The organism is Xenorhabdus bharatensis (genome assembly GCF_037996705.1).
In the GTDB taxonomy this organism is placed as follows: Bacteria; Pseudomonadota; Gammaproteobacteria; order Enterobacterales; family Enterobacteriaceae; genus Xenorhabdus; species Xenorhabdus bharatensis.
Genome location: NZ_JBBMXG010000022.1, coordinates 55,570 through 72,582, shown reverse-complemented (window position 1 = coordinate 72,582; position 17,013 = coordinate 55,570). Strand labels below are relative to the sequence as shown.

Annotated in this window: 19 protein-coding genes, 1 other RNA gene and 1 pseudogene; 14 read left to right on the top strand and 7 right to left on the bottom strand. The window is 39.4% G+C overall.

The window, feature by feature from the left end:
- Positions 1-190 precede the first annotated feature (190 nt).
- The 3 genes from AAC855_RS21690 (at position 191) to AAC855_RS17890 (ending at position 1,583) form a co-directional block, all read left to right on the top strand.
- Positions 191-430 carry a gp53-like domain-containing protein gene (locus AAC855_RS21690; protein WP_422824403.1) on the top strand — a complete coding sequence of 80 codons (240 nt, stop codon included), beginning with the start codon at positions 191-193 and terminating at the stop codon, positions 428-430.
- Positions 430-855, top strand: a complete 426-nt coding sequence (locus AAC855_RS17895; RefSeq protein ID WP_340611381.1) for a tail fiber assembly protein — start codon at positions 430-432, stop codon at positions 853-855. The genes AAC855_RS21690 and AAC855_RS17895 overlap by 1 nt, the downstream gene beginning before the upstream one ends.
- 158 nt (positions 856-1,013) lie before the next feature.
- A complete protein-coding gene (locus AAC855_RS17890; RefSeq protein WP_340611380.1) occupies positions 1,014-1,583 on the top strand; it encodes a hypothetical protein in 570 nt (189 codons plus the stop codon).
- Between the two features lie 462 nt (positions 1,584-2,045).
- On the opposite strand, the pseudogene AAC855_RS17885 reads toward AAC855_RS17890, so the two are convergent.
- The 3 genes and pseudogenes from AAC855_RS17885 to smpB form a co-directional block, all read right to left on the bottom strand.
- Positions 2,046-2,147: pseudogene (locus AAC855_RS17885) on the bottom strand (transposase); the annotation flags it as partial.
- A 312-nt stretch (positions 2,148-2,459) separates the two neighbouring features.
- Positions 2,460-2,823, bottom strand: a transfer-messenger RNA (tmRNA) gene (gene ssrA, locus AAC855_RS17880).
- A gap of 50 nt (positions 2,824-2,873) precedes the next feature.
- The gene (smpB, locus tag AAC855_RS17875) at positions 2,874-3,356 is read right to left on the bottom strand and encodes an SsrA-binding protein SmpB (protein ID WP_340611378.1); all 483 of its coding nucleotides are present in this window, start codon (positions 3,354-3,356) and stop codon (positions 2,874-2,876) included.
- Positions 3,357-3,513: 157 nt separating this feature from the next.
- Here smpB and AAC855_RS17870 point away from each other — a divergent pair, with 157 nt between their 5' ends.
- Together AAC855_RS17870 and AAC855_RS17865 are read left to right on the top strand one after the other, a co-directional pair.
- Positions 3,514-3,948: a type II toxin-antitoxin system RatA family toxin gene (locus AAC855_RS17870; protein WP_099111870.1), complete on the top strand. Its 435-nt coding sequence runs from the start codon at positions 3,514-3,516 to the stop codon at positions 3,946-3,948.
- The gene (locus AAC855_RS17865; protein WP_340611376.1) at positions 3,941-4,234 is read left to right on the top strand and encodes an RnfH family protein; all 294 of its coding nucleotides are present in this window, start codon (positions 3,941-3,943) and stop codon (positions 4,232-4,234) included. The genes AAC855_RS17870 and AAC855_RS17865 overlap by 8 nt, the downstream gene beginning before the upstream one ends.
- A gap of 63 nt (positions 4,235-4,297) precedes the next feature.
- Here AAC855_RS17865 and bamE read toward each other — a convergent pair whose 3' ends face one another.
- The 3 genes from bamE to nadK all read right to left on the bottom strand — a co-directional run bounded on the left by bamE (position 4,298) and on the right by nadK (position 7,600).
- Positions 4,298-4,642: an outer membrane protein assembly factor BamE gene (gene bamE / locus AAC855_RS17860; RefSeq protein ID WP_340611375.1), complete on the bottom strand. Its 345-nt coding sequence runs from the start codon at positions 4,640-4,642 to the stop codon at positions 4,298-4,300.
- A 268-nt stretch (positions 4,643-4,910) separates the two neighbouring features.
- A complete protein-coding gene (recN, locus tag AAC855_RS17855; protein ID WP_340611374.1) occupies positions 4,911-6,584 on the bottom strand; it encodes a DNA repair protein RecN in 1,674 nt (557 codons plus the stop codon).
- Positions 6,585-6,721: 137 nt separating this feature from the next.
- Positions 6,722-7,600 carry an NAD(+) kinase gene (nadK, locus tag AAC855_RS17850; RefSeq protein ID WP_340611373.1) on the bottom strand — a complete coding sequence of 293 codons (879 nt, stop codon included), beginning with the start codon at positions 7,598-7,600 and terminating at the stop codon, positions 6,722-6,724.
- Between the two features lie 124 nt (positions 7,601-7,724).
- Here nadK and grpE point away from each other — a divergent pair, with 124 nt between their 5' ends.
- Complete coding sequence (gene grpE, locus AAC855_RS17845) at positions 7,725-8,306, top strand: nucleotide exchange factor GrpE (protein WP_099111875.1); 582 nt, start codon at positions 7,725-7,727, stop codon at positions 8,304-8,306.
- A 63-nt stretch (positions 8,307-8,369) separates the two neighbouring features.
- Here the strand turns inward: grpE and ung are convergent, their stop codons facing one another.
- Positions 8,370-9,050: a uracil-DNA glycosylase gene (ung, locus tag AAC855_RS17840; protein WP_340611372.1), complete on the bottom strand. Its 681-nt coding sequence runs from the start codon at positions 9,048-9,050 to the stop codon at positions 8,370-8,372.
- 606 nt (positions 9,051-9,656) lie between these two features.
- Between ung and AAC855_RS17835 the strand changes: the two genes are divergently transcribed.
- The 8 genes from AAC855_RS17835 (at position 9,657) to AAC855_RS17800 (ending at position 17,012) form a co-directional block, all read left to right on the top strand.
- Positions 9,657-10,907, top strand: coding sequence for a tetratricopeptide repeat protein (locus AAC855_RS17835; RefSeq protein WP_340611370.1), 1,251 nt, complete (start codon positions 9,657-9,659; stop codon positions 10,905-10,907).
- The gene (locus AAC855_RS17830) at positions 10,904-11,317 is read left to right on the top strand and encodes a VOC family protein (protein ID WP_340611369.1); all 414 of its coding nucleotides are present in this window, start codon (positions 10,904-10,906) and stop codon (positions 11,315-11,317) included. Before AAC855_RS17835 ends, AAC855_RS17830 begins: the two co-directional genes overlap by 4 nt.
- A 120-nt stretch (positions 11,318-11,437) precedes the next feature.
- A complete protein-coding gene (locus AAC855_RS17825; protein WP_340611368.1) occupies positions 11,438-12,451 on the top strand; it encodes a TauD/TfdA family dioxygenase in 1,014 nt (337 codons plus the stop codon).
- Between the two features lie 11 nt (positions 12,452-12,462).
- Positions 12,463-13,449, top strand: a complete 987-nt coding sequence (locus AAC855_RS17820; RefSeq protein WP_340611367.1) for an aldo/keto reductase — start codon at positions 12,463-12,465, stop codon at positions 13,447-13,449.
- Entirely contained in the window at positions 13,446-14,342 is an 897-nt protein-coding gene (locus AAC855_RS17815) for a hypothetical protein (protein WP_340611366.1), read from the top strand. The genes AAC855_RS17820 and AAC855_RS17815 overlap by 4 nt, the downstream gene beginning before the upstream one ends.
- Entirely contained in the window at positions 14,278-15,246 is a 969-nt protein-coding gene (locus AAC855_RS17810; RefSeq protein ID WP_340611364.1) for an amidohydrolase family protein, read from the top strand. The genes AAC855_RS17815 and AAC855_RS17810 overlap by 65 nt, the downstream gene beginning before the upstream one ends.
- Positions 15,194-16,222 carry an ABC transporter ATP-binding protein gene (locus tag AAC855_RS17805; protein WP_340611363.1) on the top strand — a complete coding sequence of 343 codons (1,029 nt, stop codon included), beginning with the start codon at positions 15,194-15,196 and terminating at the stop codon, positions 16,220-16,222. Before AAC855_RS17810 ends, AAC855_RS17805 begins: the two co-directional genes overlap by 53 nt.
- The gene (locus AAC855_RS17800; RefSeq protein WP_340611362.1) at positions 16,206-17,012 is read left to right on the top strand and encodes an ABC transporter permease; all 807 of its coding nucleotides are present in this window, start codon (positions 16,206-16,208) and stop codon (positions 17,010-17,012) included. The genes AAC855_RS17805 and AAC855_RS17800 overlap by 17 nt, the downstream gene beginning before the upstream one ends.
- Position 17,013: the final 1 nt, after the last annotated feature.

The following is a 17,013-nucleotide window of genomic DNA, read 5'->3' as shown; positions in this document are numbered from 1 at the left end:
CCAAGCGCGATCTGAAATATCGTGGCGGCGGTGTGCGGGTGTACTCATGATTAATCGACTTTTGTAATGGAATAATGGGGCATCATTATTGCACAAAATTATTCATGACGATACTATAGCTAAATCAGCATAACTTGACGCAGTTTAAATACATCATAAGCAGTAGTGATACCTTGTCATTTGAATTCAGATGCTATGTCATATTATGTTGGTTCTGCTATACCTAGTGACCAGAGACAGTGATGAAACCCGGGTTGCTTTCCCTGTTAGATATCCGAACCTGTGTTTTAACGTACAATTAACACTGGGAAATGCGAGTGGTGGTTCTAGCGCTAATATTGTCGCATATAGAGTCAGTAATTCAGGGTTTGTTTACACAACCACCACTTCAGGTGAACCGTGGGCATATTGGCTCGCAGTGGGGTATTAATGATGTATGTTTACAGTGCAAAAATAAACGCGTTCCATCCGGTCGTCATGAAACAGAGTTACCTTGATGCGGGCTCATGGCCGGACGATGGTATTGAGGTGAGCGAGGCTGTTTTTATTGAATACGCCGGTCAGACACCGCCCAAAGGAAAACGGCGCGTTGCAGGACCTGATGGCTTACCTACATGGGGAGATATCCCCCCGCCGACACAGGCAGAATTACAGCAAGAAGCGGAAAGTAAGAAGCGTTATCTCATTAACACCGCCAAAGAAAGAATCGATATCTGGCAAGACGCCGTTGACCTCGACATGGCGACGAAGGAAGAGAAAGCCGCACTGCTCAAATGGAAAAAATATCGTGTCCTGCTCAATCGGGTGGATTGTTCTGCTGCCCCCGATATCGTCTGGCCTGAACAGCCGGAGTGAGTCTATTGCTTAGATGTCCAGATGCCGGTGGATTCGGTGTGGAATGTGAAGCAGAAGGTGGCAAAAGACTCAAGCTAGAATAAGGTTTACACAATAGCATAGGAAGAGTAGGGTTAAGTCGTTACCTCAAGATACTCCTGATGTGAGGAGATGCAATTATGAGACTAATCGAAGTATTCCCAGACTCTTTTATTTTTGAAGAGCCCCACGGGGAAGTGTCAGGTAAAAATCAGCTTACCATTTCATGTCATGGTCTTGGTTTTTACGATGGAAGACCATGGATTGCAATAAATAGAATGACTTGTAGTCCTATGCAACTTTTTCATCTTATTCAAGGATGGACTGATATTAAAACCTTACATAGCGTTCGCCTTGCGGCCTGCAAGTCAGCTAATTCAAATTCTAACAAATACATGCAACCTCTAATGGGGGTAACGAGTAAGCCTAGAATAACTTCTTTTGCCTCGAAATTATCTATCCACCTAGGGAATGTGTATGTAATGTCATACGAGGGTTGGATATTTACTACCTGCGATGAGGAAATTATATGGAATCGCCATAATAGTAGAGGGGAGGCATATACTAAGAACGTCTTGGAAAGATGCTTTATGGTAATAAAAGATAATTCTGATTATCATTACCATTGCGTAATATTTTTAAATGGTCGTATTGTAGAGGAAAGATATCCAATTCAGAACATAAATGGACAAGATTTTGCGTGCTTATAGGGCAGACAATAATGATTTTTCTATATTATGCATTCGGTTATAATTTAAACTGCCATTTTGTTTGACAACAAAAAAAGATGAATAAGTTACGTAAAGGTAAGAAATCTCACCTTTTAACCCATTGATTCTTCCATTCATCCTCACTTTGGCTTAATCCTTCCGTTTCAAATGGAGTGATTACTCAACCGCAATTATTTCTCTTGTTACTCAGTGGAGTGAGTATGCAAAATATTTGTCGCACTCAGTTAAATGCAATCAAAAAATTTGAATATTTCAATATGCTGCTTATGCGTACAGAAGTGAGCCAGTTCAGAGAGGAAATTTAGTGGTGAATTTTTTGAAAAAAATAACGATGACCGTTCTTCAATATAAAATTTGGTGCGCATGATTCAGAAGGAAAAATTAGACTCTAAACAGGTAAAACAGCCTGTTTTTTTGTTACTCTTTCTTACAAATGGAAATGATTTTGTTACAAATCACTTTCCGTCTATATTTCGGCGAAAAGACGATATGGTATTTACACAGCCACTTTGTATGCGCTGAGCTTTGTGCTTTAATGCCCATAAACACCTTTCCTTATTTGAATTACGAATATTAGCTTGAACATCTATATCGTAACGGAAAGGTGTTTTTCTTGGTATAACCTTTGAACTCCACCCGCAAAGCGGGTGGTTTTATGTTTAAGACGCTAACGCGACTTAAACTGGCTAAAGCCATAATAAAAACACCTCAGAGGGGAATCTGAGGTGCCTTAGATTTAACTTCACGTGCATTTCACGTGCACTTTGAAGTCCTTTTACTGTCATGACAGTGACCTACCAACTTTGCTAACTGCCTGTTTTTCAAGTTGTTGTCCTAACACTGTCCTACCAAATTTGGTGGAGCTGGCGGGAGTTGAACCCGCGTCCGAAATTCCTACATCCTCGGTACTACATGCTTAGTCTAATCTTTACATTCGCTTGCCAGCTGCGGACAGACACGCCACTAACAAACTAGCCTGATTAGGTTTAACGCTTCAACCCCAGGCAAGGCATCCACGCGATCTCTTTTAGGTTTGACCTCTCTTGATCCCCGTCCTAAGAGCGGAGGCTAGGGAGAGAGGGCTCTGCGCAGGTTATTAAGCTGCCAGTGCGTAGTTTTCGTCGTTTGCGACTATTGTTTTGCGGCTTTTTACGAGGCCAACCGCCCCTCGGCATGCACCTTGGGTTTCGCGAATCCCGTCGAATCCAGAATCAGCCCCAAGTATGTTAAACGCAAGTATATCAGAATATTGAGCAATAATGCTAGTGGTTAACGCCCTGCATTCTTCATAATTCGCGCTTTGTCTAATTTCCACTCACGTTCTTTAATATCTGAACGTTTATCGTGCTCTTTTTTACCTTTGGCAACGCCGATTTTGATTTTACACCACGCATTTTTCCAATATAGGGAAAGGGCGACGATAGTATAACCTTCACGATTGATCCGGCCGTATAGGGAATCAAGTTCGCGTTTGTTAAGTAACAGTTTACGTGACCGTGTAGGATCACAGACCACATGGGAAGAGGCGACATTTAATGGTGTGATTGTGGCACCAAAAAGATAAGCATCACCATTTTTAAGCAAAACGTAACTATCACTGATGTTTGCCTTGCCAGCGCGCAGTGATTTGACTTCCCAACCTTGTAGCGATAAGCCAGCTTCGAATTCTTCTTCAATGAAGTATTCGTGGCGAGCTCGCTTATTCATGGCAATTGTTGCCGAACCGGGTTTGTGTGCTTTTTTCTTTGTCATAATGCGTTGTATTATACTGTAAGCGCTAATGAAAGAAATCTCTTCTGCATGATATTTAGTGATAACTGCACATTTATTGCGCTAAAGGTCATCGGGTTTTTATTTAACCACATTAAAGTGATATTATTCGGCGCTGTTATGTTTTACAGGAAATGATATGCCACAGATTAATCGCTCTGCGTTAGTTCCGTACAGCGTGGAACAAATGTATAAATTGGTCAATGATGTGAAATCTTACCCGGATTTTTTGCCGGGATGTGTCGGCAGCCGCGTTATAAGCAGTAATGGTAACGAAATGACGGCTTCTGTTGATGTCTCCAAGGCAGGGATCAGTAAGACGTTTATAACGCGGAATACGTTATCTGACAACCAAAGCATCAGTATGCAGTTGGTTGATGGCCCCTTCCGCAAACTCATGGGGGGATGGCACTTCATTCCACTTAGCGAAGATGCCTGTAAGGTTGAATTACATCTCGATTTTGAATTCACTAATAAGTTGATTGAGCTCGCTTTTGGTAAAGTATTTAAGGAACTGGCCGGTAATATGGTTCATGCTTTTACCCAACGTGCGCGAGAGGTTTATAGTGTCTGAAATTAATATTGAAGTCATTTATGCTTTACCAGAACGGCAATATCTGCGTAATGTGAAATTGCCACAGGGAGCCACTGTCGAACAGGCAATTATGGCATCGGGGCTTCTAGAGTTACGTGGCGACATTGATTTGACTAAGAATAAAATTGGCATTTATAGCCGCCCGGCTAAATTGGCAGATATTTTGGAAGAGGGGGATCGTGTTGAAATTTACCGCCCTCTTATTGCTGATCCGAAAGAAATGCGTCGTAAACGTGCAGAACGTGCAAAAAATAGTACTCAGTAGATATCTGTTTGATATTTACTCGCCAGAAATTAATTCACTGGCGAGTAAATAAAATCCCGAACCTTACCCATTTTTAGGCAAAGATGTCTCATTTTTGATATCGGTTAAAACGCCATTACTATCAAAAGTGAGTGTTAATGTTTCTTGTTTTACTTTCTCGTGCCCGGGCTGCTGACGGAATATGTAATACCATGTCTGGCTACCAAACGGATCTGTCAGCATAGGTGTTCCTAAAGTGTAAGTAACCTGCTGTTGAGTCATCCCTTTATGGATTTTTGATACTGCATCCGGTGTCAGGTAATTCCCTTGATTAATATCAGGACGATAAATAACTCGCTCAAACATAGAGCAACCCGCAGTCAGCATAACTAAAGATAGAGTTGCGGCAGTCAACAATTTACAGCGCATAGTAATCACATTCCTTTAGGAGTTAGGCTGTCGATGATAATAAACATTATAGAGTTTGAAAACCTCTATGCTATTTGCCTATAGCTTTAATTTTGAAATCGGTAAGATATATGACTTCAAGTATACAAAAAAGTTGTATACACTTCGTCTTTCAAGTTGTCTTTTTGTTGGCTGCGTTCGCTCACCCCGGTCACATAGTTGTCTATGCTCTCAGGGGTTTACTCCCTTGCCGCCGCAATGCAATTTGAAATCCATTGCGTATAACAAGTTATGCCGCTAAGAGTTCCTTCGCATTAGCCAGCGTGTTTTTTGTCACTTCACTGCCTGCAAGAAGCCGGGCAAGCTCCTGCAACCGAGATTTTTTATCTAAAAGCTGCATTTGGGTTTCTGTTTCCTCTCCATCAGTCTGTTTACTGACGTAAAAATGCTGATGCCCACATCCTGCAACCTGAGGTAAATGAGTAACACACATAACCTGAGTTGATTCGCCCAATTCCCGGAGAAGTCGACCTACTATCATTGCTGTCGGGCCACTGATACCAACATCAACTTCATCAAAGATTAGTGCTGGTGTTTCCATTTTTTTAGCAGTAATCACCTGAATCGCAAGAGCAATGCGGGAAAGTTCACCACCTGAAGCGACTTTAGCCAGTGATTGGTGAGGCTGCCCGGGGTTAGTTGTAACATTAAATTCTACCTTGCTGGCACCATCAAGATTTAAATGCTCAGGCTCGAAAATCACATCAATAGTGAATCGACCGTGAGGCATGGAAAGTTGATGCATGCTGTTGGTGATAAGCTGACTTAATTCGATAGCGTATTGCTGGCGAATCTGGTGGAGCTTCTCAGCAACACTGAGCGCTTGTTGGTAGTGTACGCTGACAAGTTCACTAAGGTGAGCACAATCATCTTCCTGCTGCGAAAGCTGGTGCTGTTCTTCCAACAGTTGCTGATGTAAGGCGGGTAACTCCTCGGGGGAAACGTAGTGTTTACGTGCGATACTGATTTGCTGTGAGATTTTTTGTTCCAGCTCAAACAAGCGGTTAGGGTCTAATTCCAGTTGGTCACTATAGTGACGTAGCTCATCACTCACTTCACTGATTTGGATAGAGGCTTCTTCCAGCATATTCAGTAACCCGCTGAGTTTATGATCCATGTTGGCAAGTTCAGTGAGTTCGTTCCGTGCGTAACTCAGCAGGCTAACGATATTTTGTTCATCATTGTCACTTAAAATCTGGAGGATATCCTGACTGCCAGACAAAAACTGACCGCAGTTTGCCAGACGTTTATATTCGCTATCCTGCTCCTGATATTCACCGGATTGAGGTGCCAGCTCATTCAGTTCTTTCAGATGGTATTCCAGTAGCTGTTGTCGTGAACGGCGCTCAAGAGCCTGTTGCTGGAATTGGGCAAGAGCCTGACAGCTTTGCCTCCATTGCTGATATGCTTGCTTCATTTCATTTTTGAGTGTGAATTCACCGGCATAAGTATCCAGCAAATGCCTTTGATGGCGGTTTTCTAAAAGCAGCTGATGGGCATGTTGACCATGGATCTGAATCAGATGTGAACCTAATTCACGCAGTTGAGAAAGGGGAACGGCAGTACCATTGATAAAACCACGGGAGCGCCCGTCTGCGGTAATAGTACGCCGTAGCAGGCACTCATGATCATCATCAAAACTGCCATCAAGCTGGTGAGTTTCAAGCCATTTACGGGCAGAAGGTGTATCTGCCAGCGAAAACCGGGCACAGATATCAGTACGGGGAGCACCAGCTCGAACCATATTCGCTTCTCCGCGATTACCGAGACATAAACCGAGCGCATCAATTGCGATTGATTTACCCGCTCCGGTTTCTCCGGTGATGGTTGTCATTCCTGGACGAAAATCAATTTCAAGTTCGCGAACAATGGCAAAATTACTGATGGTCAATTGAGCTAACATCGTGCTCCTCCTACCTTTTCCTATACTTAAAACTATGTTTCTGTATATAAGTCCATGTTCCTGTGCATAAAAACATGTCTGTTCTTTTGCACAGTATAAACTGGTTTTTTATACAGTAAAGTAGGAAGGCATCTTTTTTAGAACATTTTTTTTGACCAGCCTAACTTGGTACTCAGTGTATTGAAATAATTGTAATCTTTCGGATGAATTAAGTGCAGGTTATATTCACTACGCTTAATGATAACTTCTTCACCATCCTGAATCGGTAATACAATCTGGCTGTCACAACTCACTTCGTAATCATTGCTGTTTTGGGAAAACTTTAGACGAATGCTACTTTCGCTGCTGACCACCAGAGGACGGGCAGAGAGTGTATGTGGAAACATCGGTACTAACACAATAGCATCCAGATTCGGCGTTAGTATTGGCCCACCGGCTGACAGAGAGTAGGCAGTTGAGCCGGTCGGTGTTGCTATAATGAGGCCATCCGAACGCTGCGAAAAGGCAAAACGTTCATCAATATAGACCTCAAAATCGATCATATGGGCAACTTTGCCCGGATGTAGGACAACTTCATTCAGTGCTGTACTATGCCGTGGTTTCTGGCCTTTTTTTGTGACTTGCGCTTCCAGTAGAAATCGTTTTTCATCCCGATATTCTCCATTGAGAACCTCAGAAAGCTGTTGCAGAGCGTTATCTGGATCTAAATCCGTCAGAAAGCCTAAATTACCACGGTTAATGCCAATAACTTTAATATCATAACGGGATAGTACTCTGGCGGCTCCCAGCATATTACCGTCACCACCAACGACAATCACTAAATCGGCAGTTTTGCCGATTTCAGTTAACCCTCCGGTCTGAGCGTCTTTTAAATTAATATCTTTTGCAACTTGTCTGTCCACAATGACGCAATAACCTTTAGAGACCAGCCAGTGATAAAGCATTTCATGAGTGGCTAGTGCTTCAGGGTGACGTGGACGCCCGACAATACCGATGCATTTGAATTCATTATTCATTGCTGTTATTTCCTGCAGCATATGGTTTTGCCCTCACAATATGATGTGTTCCCTTGAATCCCTCGTTTTGATCCCCATAATAAGCGAGAGTGGCGAATATAATACAAAATACGCGGAGATATTCATGAGTAGTAAAGACCAAAAAGTACCTGACGAGCAAGTCTCAGAAAATACAGAAAATGTATTTGAGCAACAAATGGATGCAGAAAAGGCAGACGCGCCAGAGACTGAAAGCATTGTTGACCCGCGTGTTGCCGAGTTGGAAGAAGAGCTGAAACAGGCTCAGTCTCGTGAACGTGATGCGATTCTGCGTGCTCGTGCTGAAGTAGACAACATTCGTCGTCGCGCTGAGCAGGATGTGGAAAAAGCACATAAATTTGCACTGGAAAGATTTTCTAATGAGCTTCTGCCAGTAATTGATAATCTGGAACGTGCTTTGGAAGCGGCTGATCGGGCTAATGAGACTTTGGTTCCAATGATTGAGGGTATTGAGTTAACACTGAAATCATTTATTGATGCCGTAGGTAAATTCGGTATTGAAGTTGTTGGTGATATCAATGTTCCTTTCAATCCCGAAGTGCATCAGGCGATGACTATGATGGAGTCTGATCAGCATGAACCAAACCATGTAATGTTGGTTATGCAGAAAGGTTATACTCTGAATGGGCGTCTGTTGCGTCCTGCAATGGTTGCTGTTTCTAAATAAGAAATACCGTTTACGTTATTTAATGCCGCCGTTTTAGGCGGCATTTTTGCAGCTATAAAATAACTATTCAGGAAGTACCGGGTTCCAGTCAATTGATGCTAAACCTTGAGCTTCAAGTAGCTGGTTAGCCTGTGAAAAGTGCTTACAACCCAGAAAACCGCGATGTGCTGATAAAGGAGAAGGATGTGGTGCTTTCAGAACATGATGGCGCTGGGTATCAATAATACGGCCTTTTTTCTGAGCATGGGCACCCCAGAGCAGGAAAATGACACCACTTCGGTGTTCATTGATCGCTGCAATGACCTTATCTGTGAAAGTCTCCCAACCCAGATTTGCATGGGAGTGAGCATTACCCCGTTCAACAGTTAACACTGTATTCAGTAATAAAACCCCTTGTTTTGCCCAACTGAGCAGGCAGCCGTGGTTGGGACGCTGAAATCCTGCAATATCAGATTCCAGTTCTTTGTACATATTAACGAGTGAAGGTGGCGCGGGAATACCCGGCTGTACTGAAAAAGCCAGACCATGCGCCTGATTCGGGCCGTGATAAGGGTCCTGTCCCAGAATCACCACTTTTACATCAGCCAGTTCGGTATAGCGGAATGCATTGAAAACATCCTGTTGTGGCGGATAAATGGTTTTACCTGCTTTACGTTCGTTAGCGACATACGTCAATGTATCAGTAAAGTAAGGCTGTGCTTTTTCATTGCCGATGACATCATGCCATGTAAGGGGAGCGGACATAGCGGATTCCGTTTTAAATAAAAGATTACCAGATAGGGTTAAGCTTACCGATTTTCTGACCATAGGAAAACCTTTTGATCTCTTGTAGTGCTAATTGTATTAATTTGTCATGTTATTATTACATGTCCAGTTTTTATTTTTTAAATTTTAATTCTTAATTAAATGTAAGTGTGGGATTAATTTAAAAAATCCATTTTAATTAATATAAAACAACATGATGAATATGACTTATTAAGTAATTAAAATTGATGTTAAAATAATTTTTATTATATGATTGCTGGGTTTTTTAATATTGACTTTATTTGAGAGGAATGTTGTTATTAAGTTAACTCTTATATTTTAGTGTTAAGAGTTATAAAGTTACCATCAAAAATGAATTCAGCCATATTCTATCATCACCGACGATAGTTTTGCTGAAAAATATATTAAACTTAAAGGAGATTAAATATGATTAACTACACAAGTATTGATTTAACTATAAATCCTGCAATGTTTTGTTTCTAATTATTACAATTAAAATTTGTAATTAATGGTTTAGAACGGACGAATGTTTACACATTCGTCCGTTTCTACAAGACTGTAAAAAATAAAAATTCGGAGAATAATATGGATTCTGAATCCCAGTCTTTAGTAGAAGCAACACTGTATTATAATAGAGTGGAAGTTAAAGAAAGTATCTGGTCCAGAGCAACTTGTTTAGCTTTAACCAGCCACAATTTTGATATGAATGGATATGTGATTACTCAAGCAATGGAATTTTCACTTTTGAAAGAGATTGCTGAGAAAGTACATATTCCTTATATAGATGTTGTCAATTTTAATTATGAGTGTTCAGGCCCGGGTAATGCTCTCCAATGGTTGCTATCCATGAAAATGTATTTACCAGATATACAAAAATTAAATTTGGCGAGAGCACTGATCACAACGGCACGATATCACTTAGCTCAGGATATTCTGTCGATGATAAACCCTGTAAAACTTAGTCCAGAACAGAAAGTTACTTATTTAATCACATCATTTATTACTCGTAATCGTTTAGAACCCGAGGTTAACTGTACGGATTTATTTGGTAAAATAAAACAGCTCATTGAAGAGAAAAAGATTTCTGAAGAAAATACTCTTGAAGTTGCTTCTCTGGCTATAGTCTGGCATTTAAAAACAGGAACTATTGATTCCCAAACTTACGAATGGTTTAGGCAATGTGGGCAGTCTGTTGCAGAAAAGATTACTGAACGTAAAACATTTAAAGCCATGCTGGCACTTTCATCATTTTATCGTGCATATGCGATGGTGCCTGCGGCAATAAACGATATATCTAAGACACGATTTCTGATGCTTAAATCTCAGCATTTTGCGGATATTCTTGAGCCAGGAAGTGAATTAGAAACTGCGCTCGCTGAGACAGCGAAAAAGACAGTGTTAGAATCATCAATTAAAGAAATGATGTATGTCAGTCAGCAATGGGATGCTGCCGAAGAATATGCGACGAAGCTTGTTGCATTTGATCCACATTGGTCTGTTAACTATCAAGAACTTGCTGAAGTTTACCTTAAAAAAAATAAATATGCTAAAGCGCTGGAACAATACCAAAATGCAAAACAGGTAGGTTTGCCGAGAGTGACTTTTACTGAATATATGATTGGTGTATGTCATGAATATCTTGGTGATCATCAGGAAGCAATAAATAGCTTTAAAAATGTTCTAGCAATGGATGAAACAAATATTTCGGCAGGATTATCTGGTTATCAGATATCCTCAAAATATGATTTAGGATCTAAAGACTATTTTCATGATTTCATCAATCGTTGGAATGAACAAGGTTTTCTAACGCCTAAACATAAGGAAATGATCTTATGAATGAAATAACACCCATTAATGTAACTCGCTTTGATCATATTCAAATGGAAGTAGCTAATCTTGATGAAAGCATCCAATTTTATGAAGACGTATTTGGATTTAAAAAGAAAGAAGCTGGATTGAGAAGAATGGTTCGATGGGTTATTTTAGGAAACAATAATAAATTATATCTATGCTTGCATGAATATTCTGATCGTGCTGGAATTGAAAATGAAGGGTTGGAAATAACACATGTTGGTTTTATTGTTGATGATTTCGACTCTGTTTTACAAAAATTAAAACATTATAATGTGAAATTGCCAGATGGCGATATTATTCAGTATCACTCTTCACGTTCTATCTATTTCCTTGACCCCAATGGTTATAAAATAGAAATCTCTGAGTTCAATGGTGGTGGGATTGATCCATAAATAGAAAATGTCCATATATTATGGGTCTTAAAATGCAGTAAAAAACTGCAACTTGAAATGATTCAGGTATGAACATAAGCATATTAAGTCAGAGTGAACATATTTTAAAAGGTGATAGCTATGCTAAATGAAGAAAATGAAATAATTAGGTCAATTAGTGAAAAGTCAAATACTGAAATATATTCACAATGTGTTATTAAATTAGATGAGTGCCATGCAAGAATAATTATGTCTGAATTATATAATGAAAAAATTGAACATAATTCTGGCAATAGTGAATTAAATAAATTAGTGACTAATATTTATGAGCGAATCAGGAATGGTAGTGGAATTGTTGTATTAAAAGGAATGCCTATTGATGAAATCAACGAAACTGAATTAGGTGAATGTTTTTTACGGCTTTGTCGTTTGATGGGGACACCCGTTTCTCAAAGTGTGATGGGCGATATTCTCGGTCGGGTAGAAGATATGACACATATCGATCCTGATGCCCGGGGTTATAGAAATAAAGAAGAACTATTTATGCATACAGATCAGCCAGATGTGGTATGTATGCTTTGTATCAGGCCCGCCAAACAGGGGGGGCATAGCAAGTTTGCCAGTGCGCTGGCACTTCATGAAGCGATTAAGCGAACAAGGCCTGATTTATTACCTGCTTTATACACTGGGTACCCGTATCATCGTCTGAATGAACATCCACCGGGAGCCAGTGAAATCACAGAATATAATGTTCCTGTATTTTCTGAATGTAATGGCGATCTTAGTATCAGGTACCTGAGATTTAATATTTTTGCGACGGCATTTTCACGAAATGAAAAAGTACCACCACTGCTGAAAGAAGCTGTTGATTATCTTGATGAATTGGCTACCTCCCCGGATTTTTGCTGGATTACTTCACTTGAAAAAGGGGATATGCTCTTTTTCAATAACTACCTTTTTCTGCATTCACGCACAGCATTTGAAGACGATGAAGAACCAACTAAAAAAAGATTAATGTATAGAGTGTGGCTGGCGTGTGAGAATTTTCGCTCCGTACGTCCTGAACTTGCTGTGCACCCTGAAGGTGCCGGTGGCCGAGGGGGGATTACTCCTCAAGAGGGAAAAAGGCCGCGTTTTGATTATGATTTAGAGTGAAGATTATTCTTATGAAATATAAAACACTTGGTAATAGCGGCGCTTATGTTTCAACCATATGTCTTGGTACACAACAATTTGGTAGATGGGTTGATGAAAAGGATGCCTGCGAGATATTAAATGTCTTTACTGAACATGGAGGGAATTTTATTGATACTGCCGATTGTTATCCCATTTATCTACCTAATGGAAGTCATGGTGGTGAATTATCCGAGTCTTTTATTGGTCGATGGTTACACTCTTATACAAGTCGAGATGATCTCATCATAGCAACAAAATTTTCGGCGCCGATGAGTGAAAAACCAAATAATGAGGGTATTTCAAGAAAATATATCATCAGAGCAGTCGAACAATCATTGAAGCGTCTGAAAACTGACTATATCGATCTTTATCAGGTACATGATGATTATTTCGATGTTCCTATGGAAGAAACGCTGAGAGCTTTAGATGATTTAGTAAGAAAGGGGCTGGTACGTTACATTGGTTGTTCAAACTTTTCAGCCTGGAGGCTGATGAAGGCTTTAGGTTTGAGTGATAAACGCGGTTACGTTTCTTATGTCACGATACAGAATAAATATAATCTTTTGGAAAAATCTGAATATGAATCTGAACTGATGGGATTATGTCAGGAAGAAGGTATTGGAATGTTACCCTATGTTCCTCTGGCAAAAGGTTTTTTGACAGGAAAATATCATCAGGGAAGTATTAATAATGGGTTTCTTAGAGAGAAGGATGTGAGAAAACTTTATGATAATAAAAGAAATTGGGAAGCCTTGAACCTCATTCAGAAAATTGCTGATAAAAATGAAATAAATAGCACTCAAGTTGCTTTGGCATGGTTGTTACAAAGGCCAAGTGTAGTTGCTCCTATTGTGGGGATTAATAGTATTGAACAACTGAAAATAGTATTAGCATCAGTTGACATTTCTTTACTAAGTTCGGATATAGCCGAGCTTAATCAGCTTCCGGAATATTCAGAGAAAGGAGGACATGTGTGACAATTGCTTTGATAGATCATTGTTATAGCATTCTTCCAACAGGAAAAAGACAACAGGTTATTTCTTTGCTAAATTGCTCTGGTTTTTCGGTCAGCGCTGATTGTATAGAACATGACGGCGGGAAAGAGAGTGTGTTTGTTCATTTTACGGGTTGTTATCTGGAATTTATTGAAGTTGTTAATCAGAATCAATTTGAATCTTCTTGTAGTGAGGCTGAACTTCGGGCATCAAAGTTTGGTTACCCTTATGCTCTGGTTGCTGCGACAGGAAATATTAAAAACAGTGAAAATAAACTGAAAAAATATTATCAGGATATTAATGATTTCAAGTATGTTATTCCGAATATACCGGGATGGGATAAAGCTGCATGGGCTATTTTAGATATTCCTGGACGCTATACCCCAGGATGTTATTTCCAGATTATTCAATATCTTTTAAGGAAACCTTCATGGGCTGAAATAAATTATGGGCTAAATAATATCTATGGGATCTGTGGTTTTTATTTTTGCACAGACACCCCATTTGAACATAAGGAATATTGGTATAATTTTCTTTCTTTGATGGGAGATTGTTATAAATCTGAAGGGAATTCATTATCCACAGGTATACAGAAGTTATATTGGTTAAATCCTGATGAATTTCATGCGCATTTTGGTATTAAACTTAATTTGGATGAAAGTCGGGGAGCTAGGTTAGGAGCGGTAAAACTTTTTTCTTCTGATATAGAAGTATCATTTAATTATTTAAAAAAGGGTGGTTTTGTTATAGAAAGCTATACCGAACAGGGCTTTTATACAAAAGTTGATCCTAACTTAGGGTATGCCTTACATGTTGTTAAAGGAAATGGCGAAATCAGTTATGCTGGGAATATTAATCAACGACTACTGGAATAAAAATAACATACTCTTTTTTATTGAGGATAAAATGAAAGAATTTGAAATTAATATATTCGATGCTCATATCCATACTGAATTTGAAGGTACTCCAGACCATTTTAGTGGGATTATAGCGAGCCTTGATTCTTTCAGGGAGTCAATAAATGGGCTTAACTTCGTTGGAGCGCTATCCGATTCGGCAATACCTTCACAAAATCATGGTGATTTGCGTAAATATAGAATTTATCATTGTGCCGTTGTCAGAGATTTAAATTATGATATTGAGCATATTGCAAGAAAAATTATTTCTGGTGAAGTTTACGCAATAAAAATTAATGTTGGTTTTATACATAGGTATGCCTCTGATGCACTTTTCCAGCCACTTTATATTTTAGCTGAAAAGCTAAATGTACCAATAATGTTCCACAGTGGTGATCCGGGGTGGCCGCATGCTAAAGTTAAATATGCTGATCCTGTTTCTTTTGACGAAGTTGTGGTTGATTACCCCAATGTTAAGTTTGTTTTAGTGCATGCGGGCAACCCTTGGTTTCAGAGTGCTGCTGTAGTTGCGGCTAAAAACAATAATGTTTTTCTGGAAGGTTCATCTTTGATTGACGGTGATACAAGAGCTTGTTCTGATGAACGGGCAAAAAGATTAATCTCAAATCCATTATCTTGGATCATAGATTATCTTGGCTCTTCAGAAAAATTACTTTTTGGTTCTGGTTGGCCTATGGTAGATTTAAAATCTTATATCGATATTTTCCGCCAGGGAATTCCTGAACAAGCTTGGAAAGATGTTTTTTGTGATAATGCCCTCAAATTATATGGATTGGTCATGGAAAAAGAATCTGATGGGAAATTAATATGTGTACCAAAATGCCAACGGAAAAATTCAAACAATGTCCATTGTTCAAGTTAATAATTTATGTAAGTCCTATGAGGTTTATACTAAAAACCCCGGGTTATTAGGTAGTCTTAAATCATTCATTAAAAGAGAATATGCAATAGTTGAAGCAGTGAAATCAGTCAATTTTTCCATTGAAGAAGGAGAGGTTGTGGGGTTCCTTGGCGCTAATGGGGCAGGTAAAACAACCACAATGAAAATGTTAACTGGTATTATTAAACCCTCTTCAGGAAGTGTTAATGTATTGGGTTATACGCCTTATGAACGTAAGAGCGAATATTTAAAGTCCATATCATTTGTGGCAGGGCAAAAACAGCAATTGGCGTGGGATCTCACCCCTAATGATTCTTTTATACTACATAAAGTTATTTATTCTATTAATGAAAAAGATTTTTTAAAATATCGTGACCAACTTGTGGAAATGCTTTGTCTTCATTCCATTATTGACAGGCCGGTTCGTCATTTATCATTAGGAGAAAGGATGAAATGTGAACTTGCTCTGTCATTATTACATAAACCATCCGTATTATTCTTAGATGAACCGACCATTGGTCTGGATGTCAATATGCAGCGTTCGGTTAGGGAATTTATCGCATATTATAATAAGGTAAATAATGCCACTATTCTTTTGACATCACATTATATGGCAGATGTTGAAGCGCTTGCTAAGCGGGTTATTATTATTAACTCTGGTGAGATTGTATACGATGGAAAACTATCACATTTAATAAAAAAACGATCACCCAAGAAAATTCTGAAGGCAACCATCTCTGGACCAATAAAACCAGAGTTAAGATCTTTGATTAATTCATCTTCCGATGATGGTCAGAACATTGAGTTAACGGTAGAACGTGATTTGCTGCCTTCTGTGGTTGGTAAACTGATGGAAGAAAAAGTAATACTTGATATTTCTATTCATGATGAACCAATCGAAAAAGTTTTAGCAAGATATTTATCTTCATACGGTGAAAATCATGTTGATGCGTGTTAGGAGAAGCCTGTTGTTATGGCGGGTACTTATTGGGCAGTCTTTTTCAAGAGTTATTGCATATCGTGCCCAATCCATCATTTGGTTATTAGGCGGTATTATGCCTATAGCTGTGATGTTTGTTTGGCTGGGTCTGGCAAAAGAGGGAGAGGTTGGAGGTTATACTGCAAGTGATTTTGCGGTTTATTTTCTTTCAATCTATCTTGTGCGCCAGCTTACGGCCATTTGGGTAATGCGACGTTTGGACAGTGACATCCGCAGAGGGGAATTATCGATGCTGTTGTTACGGCCGGTCTCTCCTCTCTATAGCTATATTTCTGATCATACAGGAGAAATGATGGTCAGAGGGCCGATTATTTCACTAGTTTTTATATCAGGTATTTTGCTAACAGGTAATTTTCATCGTTTAGATATTGGAAATTTACTGGTTTTTATCCCTGCACTTATTTTGGCGTGGATTATTATATTCCACCTTTATTATTGTCTTGGATTACTGGCATTTTGGATCAATAACTCGATGGCATTCGATCCATTGCTTTGGGCACTTTATACCATTTTAGGCGGCGTATTAATTCCACTCGATCTGTATCCGGAAAGCCTCGCCTCGTGGTTGAAGTTATTACCTTTTGCTTCAGCATTAGATTTTCCGGTTCAGATAATATTAGGAAAACTGAATAGTGTTCTCCTGCTGGTTGGATTTGGAGTGCAGCTATTCTGGGTGATTTTACTGACACTCATCAGGATATTATTATGGAATGCAGGATTAAAAAGGTATTCAGCATCTGGAGCTTAAT

Bases quoted from the DNA above. Each gene is read 5' to 3' on its own strand.
- AAC855_RS21690 (WP_422824403.1), top strand. From the start codon at position 191: ATGCTATGTCATATTATGTTGGTTCTGCTATACCTAGTGACCAGAGAC.
- AAC855_RS17895 (WP_340611381.1), top strand. From the start codon at position 430: ATGATGTATGTTTACAGTGCAAAAATAAACGCGTTCCATCCGGTCGTC.
- AAC855_RS17890 (WP_340611380.1), top strand. From the start codon at position 1,014: ATGAGACTAATCGAAGTATTCCCAGACTCTTTTATTTTTGAAGAGCCC.
- smpB (WP_340611378.1), bottom strand. From the start codon at position 3,356: ATGACAAAGAAAAAAGCACACAAACCCGGTTCGGCAACAATTGCCATG.
- AAC855_RS17870 (WP_099111870.1), top strand. From the start codon at position 3,514: ATGCCACAGATTAATCGCTCTGCGTTAGTTCCGTACAGCGTGGAACAA.
- bamE (WP_340611375.1), bottom strand. From the start codon at position 4,642: ATGCGCTGTAAATTGTTGACTGCCGCAACTCTATCTTTAGTTATGCTG.
- recN (WP_340611374.1), bottom strand. From the start codon at position 6,584: ATGTTAGCTCAATTGACCATCAGTAATTTTGCCATTGTTCGCGAACTT.
- nadK (WP_340611373.1), bottom strand. From the start codon at position 7,600: ATGAATAATGAATTCAAATGCATCGGTATTGTCGGGCGTCCACGTCAC.
- grpE (WP_099111875.1), top strand. From the start codon at position 7,725: ATGAGTAGTAAAGACCAAAAAGTACCTGACGAGCAAGTCTCAGAAAAT.
- ung (WP_340611372.1), bottom strand. From the start codon at position 9,050: ATGTCCGCTCCCCTTACATGGCATGATGTCATCGGCAATGAAAAAGCA.
- AAC855_RS17835 (WP_340611370.1), top strand. From the start codon at position 9,657: ATGGATTCTGAATCCCAGTCTTTAGTAGAAGCAACACTGTATTATAAT.
- AAC855_RS17830 (WP_340611369.1), top strand. From the start codon at position 10,904: ATGAATGAAATAACACCCATTAATGTAACTCGCTTTGATCATATTCAA.
- AAC855_RS17825 (WP_340611368.1), top strand. From the start codon at position 11,438: ATGCTAAATGAAGAAAATGAAATAATTAGGTCAATTAGTGAAAAGTCA.
- AAC855_RS17820 (WP_340611367.1), top strand. From the start codon at position 12,463: ATGAAATATAAAACACTTGGTAATAGCGGCGCTTATGTTTCAACCATA.
- AAC855_RS17810 (WP_340611364.1), top strand. From the start codon at position 14,278: ATGTTGTTAAAGGAAATGGCGAAATCAGTTATGCTGGGAATATTAATC.
- AAC855_RS17800 (WP_340611362.1), top strand. From the start codon at position 16,206: ATGTTGATGCGTGTTAGGAGAAGCCTGTTGTTATGGCGGGTACTTATT.